Raw genomic sequence first — 4,284 nt, 5'->3', positions numbered from 1 at the left:
GAGTTCAGTCGGCAGCGGGGCTTGTCGCCGGATGGCCGGTGTAAGTCCTTCGCGGACGCGGCCGATGGTGTCGGGTGGTCCGAGGGCGCTGGAATGTTGGTGCTGGAGCGGTTGTCCGACGCGCAGCGCAATGGTCATCAGGTGCTTGCGGTGCTGACCGGTTCGGCGGTGAATCAGGATGGTGCGTCGAATGGTTTGACCGCGCCGAACGGTCCGTCGCAGCGGCGTGTGATTCGCCAAGCGTTGGCTAATGCGGGGGTTTCGCCTGTCGATGTCGACGTGGTTGAAGCTCACGGCACCGGCACCACGCTGGGTGATCCGATCGAGGCTCAGGCGCTGCTTGCCACGTATGGCCAGGATCGTGTTGCGGATCGGCCGTTGTGGTTGGGGTCGTTGAAGTCGAATATCGGTCATGCCCAGGCCGCTGCGGGTGTGGGTGGTGTGATCAAGATGGTGATGGCGATGCGCCATGGCACTCTGCCCAAGACGCTGCACGTGGATCGGCCGAGCACCAAGGTGGATTGGTCCGAGGGGCATGTGCGGTTGCTGACCGAGGCGGTGCCGTGGCCGGAGGTGGATCGGCCGCGTCGTGCGGGTGTCTCGTCGTTCGGTATCAGCGGTACGAATGCGCACGTCATCATCGAGCAGGCTCCGGTGGCCGAACCGGCGGTGGAACAGGCTCCGACGCAAGAGACTGTCCCGGCGGGTGGGTTGCTGCCGTGGGCGGTCTCGGCGCGCAGTGGCGAGGCGCTGGCCGGTCAGGCCGTCCGCTTGGCGTCTCATGTCGGCGATCGGGGCCTGGATCCGGTGGATGTCGGGTTTTCGTTGGCGTCTACGCGTGCGGTGTTCGACCATCGTGCGGTTGTCTTGGCTGAGGACCGTGGTGGGCTGCTGGCGGGTATGCGGGCGTTGGGGCGCGGCGAAACCGCTTCTGGTGTGGTGACTGGTCGTGTGTTGCCGGGTTCGACGGGGTTGGTGTTTTCCGGTCAGGGTGCGCAGTGGGCTGGTATGGCCGTCGAGTTGCGTGCGGCGTATCCGGTGTTCGCCGAGGCATTCGATGCGATTGTCGCGCAGCTGGATCCGATGTCGGGACAGCAGATTTCGCTGGATGTGGCTCTGTCGGAAGAGGACTCGGTCGATCGGACGGTGTTCGCGCAGGCGGGGTTGTTTGCGTTCGAGGTGGCGTTGTTCCGGTTGCTCGGATCGTGGGGAGTCCGGGCCGATGTGGTGGCTGGTCATTCGATCGGTGAGATCGCCGCCGCGCATGTGGCTGGTGTGTTGTCGCTGACTGACGCCTGTGTGTTGGTGGCTGCGCGTGGCCGGTTGATGCAGGCGTTGCCTTCGGGTGGTGCGATGGTTGCTGTTGGTGCTTCCGAGGCTGATGTGCGGTCGTTGTTGGTCGATGGGGTGTCGATCGCGGCGGTGAATGGTCCGTCGTCGGTGGTGCTCTCCGGTGTCGAGGATGCGGTCCAGACTGTTGTGGACACCTGCATGGAACGTGGTGGGCGCACACACCGATTGCGGGTTTCGCATGCTTTCCATTCGGCTCTGATGGAGCCGATGCTGGCCGAGTTCGCTTCGGTGATAGAGGGTTTGGCCTTCGGTCGGCCCGCCATCGCGTTGGTGTCGACGGTGACCGGTGCCCGGGTCACCGATGAGATGTCGGATCCGGCGTATTGGGTGGGTCAGGTCCGGGATACGGTGCGGTTCGCCGATGCTGTTGCGGCGATGGTGGATATGGGTGTGTCCCGGTTCGCCGAGGTCGGCCCCGACGCGGTCCTGAGTCCGATGATCGCCCAGACTCTCGACGACGAGGCTGCTGCGGTGGTGGCGTTGGCGCGTCGAGACCGTGCCGACGCGTCCGCCGTGTCGGCTGGGGTGGCCGGGTTGTTCGTGGCTGGCGCCGAAGTGAACTGGACCGGTCTCCACGCCGGAGGTCAGCGCGTCGACCTGCCCACCTATGCCTTCCAGCATCAGCGTTTCTGGCTGGATCCCACGGAGGCGCTGGCCATGTCGTGGCTGGGCGCCGAACTGGGCGGGGTCAGCTCGGTCGGGCTGGATGTGGTGGAGCATCCACTGCTGGGTGCGGTGGTGCCGCATCCGGATTCGGGTGGCGTGAGTTTCACCGGCCGGTGGACCGTGGACTCGGTCGAGTGGCTGGCCGACCACAGCGTGCTCGGCACCGTATTGCTGCCGGGCACCGGATTCGTCGAGCTGGCGAGCTACGTCGGCGGTGTGCTCGGTTGTGCCGTGGTGGACGAGCTGGTCCTGCAGGCCCCGTTGACCGTGCCTGCCGAGGGCAGCGTCGCGGTACAGGTCGTGGTGACCGCCGCAGACGAGGCCGGTCGCAGGCGGCTGAGTGTGCATTCGCGGCAGACCGCCGAGGGGCCGTGGTTGCTGCACGCCGAAGGTACGCTCGCACCGGATGAGGTGGTGGCCGATTTCGACCTCGCCGCGTGGCCGCCGACCGGTGCCCAGCCGATGAACATCGACGGCGTCTACGACGAGCTGCTCGATATCGGGTACGGCTACGGCCCGTTCTTCCAGGGGCTGCAGGCGGCGTGGCGGCGTGGTGACGAGTTGTTCGCCGAGGTCGCGCTGCCGGATCCACAGGACGGCAAGGGATTCGGCATCCATCCGGCACTGTTCGACGCGGCGCTGCACGCCGGGATCGTGCACGGTATGCGTGGCGGTGTCGAGGGCTTCCCGGCATTGCCGTTCACCTGGAACCAGGTGGTGCTGCATGCGACCGGCGCGAGTGCGGTGCGGGTTCGCATCGTGGTCGAGGGCACTCGGTTCGCGCTCCAGCTGGCCGACGAGCAGGGCGAGCCGGTGATGTCGGTGGGGGCCTTGGTTTCTCGGCCGGTGTCGGCCGATCGCCTGCAGGCGGATCGGGTGGATGATGCCCTCTTCGGCGTGGAGTGGGTCGCTGCCGCGCCGTCCACGGAGAGCGTCGAACCGGGCCGGGTGGCGGTACTGAAGGGTGATCTCGCGGCGCTGATCACCGAGTTGGATGCGGCGCAGGACGCTGATGTTGCGGAGATCGTGTTGTGGGAGATCCCCGTCCACGACGGTGCCCCGCCCGAGGCCGCCCGCCGGATCGGGATCGGTGTGCTCGACACACTGCGGGGTTGGCTGGCCGAACCGCGTTTCGCCGGTTCACGTCTGGTGGTGCTGACCAGAGGTGCGGTGGCCGTTGCCGATTCGGAGCAGGTGGATCTTGGCCAGGCGCCGGTGTGGGGTCTGCTGCGTGCCGCGCAAGCCGAACATCCGGGCCGATTCCAGCTGCTCGACCTGGCTCAGGACGAGAATCGTGACGCGCTCGCCATCGCCGCTGCGGCCGCGACCGCTGCGCTGGAACCCGAGGCTGCGCTGCGCGGCGCGACCCTGCTCGTGCCGCGATTGAGTCGTCACGCGCCCGGTTCGAACGTCCGGTTGTCCGAGCCGGGCACCGTGCTGGTGACCGGTGGTACAGGTGGTTTGGGTGGGGTGATCGCCCGGCATCTGGTGACCGAACATGGTGTGCGCCATTTGCTTCTGACGTCTCGGCGCGGACCGGATGCGCCGGGTGCCGCGAAACTGCGCGATGAGCTGACCGAGCTGGGCGCGCAGGTGACCATCGTCGCGTGTGATGTTTCGGATCGGTCGGCGCTGGCGGCGTTGCTGGACGGCATCTCGGTTGAACATCCGTTGGTCGGCGTTGTGCACGCAGCCGGAACAGCGGACAACGGTCTGGTCGAATCGATTACGGCCGAGCGGGTCGATTATGTGTTCGGGCCCAAGGTCGATGCGGCGTGGCATCTGCACGAGCTGACTCGCGATGCCTCGTTGTCGTTGTTCGTGCTGGTGTCGTCCGCGGGCGGGCTGGTGCTGGCCGCTGGTCAAGCGAACTACGCCGCGGCGAATGTCTTTCTCGATGCGCTTGCGGCACATCGTCGGAGTCTGGGTTTGCCTGCGACGGCTGTGGATTACGGGTTGTGGGCGCGATCGTCGGGGCTCGGTGTCGAGCTGTCCGAGGCCGAATTCGATCTGCTGCGCCGACAGGGCTTCCCGCCGATCTCCGAGGCCGAGGGACTTGCGCTGTTCGATGCGGCGATTGCCACCGATACCGCACAGCTGGTGGCGCTGCGGGTCGATCGGGCGGTGCTCCGGACTCGGGGCGAGCTGATTCCGGCCCTGGTCCGCGCGCTCGTGCCGAACCCGGTGCGCCGTGCCAACCGAGGTGCGGCGGGTCAGGCTTTCGCCCGAAAGCTGGCCGGTTTGTCGGACGCGGATCGTGCGCGC

General features: G+C 67.1%; 1 protein-coding gene. It reads left to right on the top strand.

The window, feature by feature from the left end; genetic code table 11:
• Positions 1–4,284: type I polyketide synthase (locus NP3_RS45780; RefSeq protein ID WP_157125011.1), on the top strand; the 4,284-nt coding region annotated here is incomplete at both ends.

The sequence above is a fragment of the Nocardia pseudovaccinii NBRC 100343 genome, from assembly GCF_001613225.1.
GTDB classification, from domain to species: Bacteria; Actinomycetota; Actinomycetes; order Mycobacteriales; family Mycobacteriaceae; genus Nocardia; species Nocardia pseudovaccinii.
This window is presented reverse-complemented; position numbering and strand designations above follow the sequence as displayed.